This window comes from Ramlibacter sp., assembly GCF_035706265.1.
Lineage (GTDB): Bacteria > Pseudomonadota > Gammaproteobacteria > Burkholderiales > Burkholderiaceae_C > Ramlibacter.
The window spans coordinates 1-3,009 of record NZ_DASSVG010000153.1; the positions used below are offsets into that span (position 1 = coordinate 1).

General features: G+C 68.6%; 4 protein-coding genes and 1 pseudogene. All 5 read left to right on the forward strand.

Annotation, left to right across the window (positions count from 1 at the left end):
• A pseudogene (locus VFM98_RS06065) lies at positions 1 to 288 on the forward strand (IscS subfamily cysteine desulfurase); the annotation flags it as partial.
• A gap of 21 nt (positions 289 to 309) precedes the next feature.
• Entirely contained in the window at positions 310 to 696 is a 387-nt protein-coding gene (gene iscU, locus VFM98_RS06070) for a Fe-S cluster assembly scaffold IscU (protein WP_325109004.1), read from the forward strand.
• Positions 697 to 698: 2 nt separating this feature from the next.
• Positions 699 to 1,022, forward strand: coding sequence for an iron-sulfur cluster assembly protein IscA (gene iscA / locus VFM98_RS06075; protein WP_325109006.1), 324 nt, complete (start codon positions 699 to 701; stop codon positions 1,020 to 1,022).
• Positions 1,023 to 1,083: 61 nt separating this feature from the next.
• Positions 1,084 to 1,602, forward strand: a complete 519-nt coding sequence (gene hscB / locus VFM98_RS06080) for a Fe-S protein assembly co-chaperone HscB (RefSeq protein ID WP_325109007.1) — start codon at positions 1,084 to 1,086, stop codon at positions 1,600 to 1,602.
• 19 nt (positions 1,603 to 1,621) lie between these two features.
• The coding region (gene hscA / locus VFM98_RS06085) for a Fe-S protein assembly chaperone HscA (protein ID WP_325109008.1) at positions 1,622 to 3,009 on the forward strand (1,388 nt) is incomplete at its 3' end.

A 3,009-nucleotide genomic window follows, 5' to 3' on the forward strand; every position in this document is an offset into this window, starting at 1 on the left:
GGCGAGTCGCTGATCATGGGCATCAAGGGCATCGCGGTTTCTTCGGGCTCCGCCTGCACGTCCGCCTCGCTCGAGCCAAGCTACGTGCTGCGCGCCCTGGGCCGCAGCGACGAACTGGCCCACAGCAGCCTGCGCATGACGATCGGCCGCTTCACGACCGAAGAGGAAATCGACTATGCCGTCGCGACGATCAAGCAGAACGTCGCCAAGCTGCGCGAGCTGAGCCCGCTGTGGGAGATGTACCAGGAGGGCGTCGACCTCAGCACCATCCAGTGGGCCGCGCACTGAGAACAGAACAGGAGTACCGCAATGTCTTATTCGCAGAAAGTCGTCGAGCACTACGAGAACCCCCGCAACGTCGGCTCCTTCGCGAAGGGTGATGAGGACGTCGGCACCGGCATGGTGGGCGCCCCCGCCTGCGGCGACGTGATGAAGCTGCAGATCAAGGTCAACCCGGCCACCGGCGTGATCGAGGACGCGCGCTTCAAGACCTACGGCTGCGGCTCGGCCATCGCCTCCAGCTCGCTCGTGACCGAATGGGTCAAGGGCAAGACGCTGGACGAGGCCGCCTCGATCAAGAACAGCCAGATCGCGGAAGAACTGGCGCTGCCGCCCGTGAAGATCCACTGCTCGATCCTGGCCGAGGACGCGATCAAGGCCGCCGTCGAGGACTACAAGAAGAAGCACGCGAATTGAACATGGCTGTGACGCTGACCGAAGCCGCGGCCCGGCACGTGACCCGCTACATTGCCAAGCGCGGCAAGGGCGTGGGCGTGCGCCTCGGCGTCAAGACCACCGGTTGCTCGGGGCTGGCCTACAAGCTGGAATACGTCGACGAGGTGGCGCCGGAGGACATCGTGTTCGAGAACCACGGCGTGAAGCTGCTGGTGGATCCGAAGAGCCTGGCGTACATCGACGGCACCGAGCTCGATTTCGTGCGCGAAGGCCTCAACGAGGGCTTCAAGTTCAACAACCCCAACGAGCGCGATCGCTGCGGATGCGGAGAGTCCTTCCGCATCTGAGCCCCGCCCGAGCATGAAACCGCCTTCACTCCCCGGTGCTGGCGGTTTTGTTTTGCCGTACATGGACCTGAGCACCACCGACTTCCAGCTGTTCGGCCTGCCGCAGCGCTTCGCGCAGGAGCGCGCGGAGATCGACGCGCGCTGGAAGGAACTGCAGCGCGAGGCGCATCCCGACAAGTTCGCCGCCGAAGGGGCGGCCGCCCAGCGCGTGGCGCTGCAATGGTCCGTGCGCATCAACGAGGCCTACCAGCGCCTGAAGGACCCGCTCAGGCGCGCCGAATACCTGTGCGAGCTGCGCGGCGCGCCGATCGAGAAGCACAGCAACACCGCCATGCCGGGCGAGTTCCTGATGGAGCAGATGGACTGGCGCGAGGCGCTGGACGAGGCGGACAGCGAGGAAGAACTCGACGCGCTGTCCGATCGCGTGCTGGCGCGGCGACGCGAGATGCTGCAGCGGATCCAGGAGCTGCTGGACGTGCAGGACGACCCCCGCGGCGCGGCGCAGCAGGTCAGAGCCCTCATGTTCGTCGAGCGCTTTGGGGCCGACATCGAAGACCGGCTCGCGCAACTGGGACAATAGCCGGTTCACCGCACAAGCCATGTCCCTGCTGCAGATCTCCGAACCCGGCGCCTCGCCCGATCCCCACCAGCGCCGCATCGCCGTCGGCATCGACCTCGGCACCACCCATTCGCTGGTCGCCTCCGTGCGCCACGGCGTGGCCGAATGCCTGCCGGATGGCGAGGGCCGCGTGCTCCTGCCTTCCGTGGTGCGCTACCTCGGCGAGGGCCGGCGCCAGATCGGCTGGGATGCCGTGGCGGCCCAGGCCGAGGACGCCGAGAACACCATCGCCTCCGTCAAGCGCTTCATGGGCCGCGGCCTGGCCGACATCGCCGGCCGCGAGAAGCTGCCCTATCGCTTCGTCGAAGCGCCGGGCATGGTGAAGCTGCAGACGCGCGAAGGCGTCAAGTCGCCGGTGGAGGTGAGCGCCGAGATCCTGGCGACGCTGCGCTACCGGGCCGAGGACACCTTCGCCGCCGACCTGTACGGTGCGGTCATCACCGTGCCGGCCTACTTCGACGAGGCGCAGCGGCAGGCCACCAAGGACGCGGCGCAGCTTGCCGGCCTCCACGTGCTGCGCCTGATCAACGAGCCGACCGCGGCAGCCATCGCGTACGGGCTGGACAACGGCAGCGAGGGCCTCTACGCGGTCTACGACCTGGGCGGCGGCACCTTCGACATCTCCATCCTGCGCCTGTCGCGCGGGGTGTTCGAGGTGGTCTCCACCGGCGGCGATTCGGCCCTGGGCGGCGACGACTACGACCGCGCGCTGGCCGACTGGCTGCTGCAGCAGTCCGGCCTGGCCGCCGCGAGCGCGGCCGACAAGTCCGCGATCAAGATGCTGGCGCGCCAGGTGAAGGAGCGGCTGTCGGACGAGGACGCGGTCGACGTGCCGCTGTCCCTCGGCGGCCGCACGGCCACCGTGCGCGTGACGGCGGCCGGTTTCGAGGCCCTCACCAAGGAGCTCACCGCCCGCACCCTGTCCGCCGTGCGCAAGGCCGTGCGGGACGCGAAGCTCCAGCGCGAGGAAGTGCAGGGCGTGGTGATGGTGGGCGGCTCCACCCGCATGCCGCAGGTGCGGCGCGCGGTGGCGGAATTCTTCGGCCGCGAACCGCTGGTCAACCTGAACCCCGACGAGGTGGTGGCGCTGGGCGCCGCCATCCAGGCCAACCAGCTGGCCGGCAACAACCCGCAGGGCGACCTGCTGCTGCTGGACGTGATCCCGCTGTCGCTGGGCATCGAGACCATGGGCGGGCTGGTGGAGCGCATCGTGCTGCGCAACGAGACCATCCCCACGGCCAAGGCGCAGGACTTCACCACCTTCAAGGACGGCCAGACCGCCATGGCCATCCACGTGGTGCAGGGCGAGCGCGACCTGGTGGCCGATTGCCGCAGCCTGGCGCGCTTCGAGCTGCGCGGCATCCCGCC

Bases quoted from the DNA above. Each gene is read 5' to 3' on its own strand.
- iscA (WP_325109006.1), top strand. From the start codon at position 699: ATGGCTGTGACGCTGACCGAAGCCGCGGCCCGGCACGTGACCCGCTAC.
- iscU (WP_325109004.1), top strand. From the start codon at position 310: ATGTCTTATTCGCAGAAAGTCGTCGAGCACTACGAGAACCCCCGCAAC.
- hscB (WP_325109007.1), top strand. From the start codon at position 1,084: ATGGACCTGAGCACCACCGACTTCCAGCTGTTCGGCCTGCCGCAGCGC.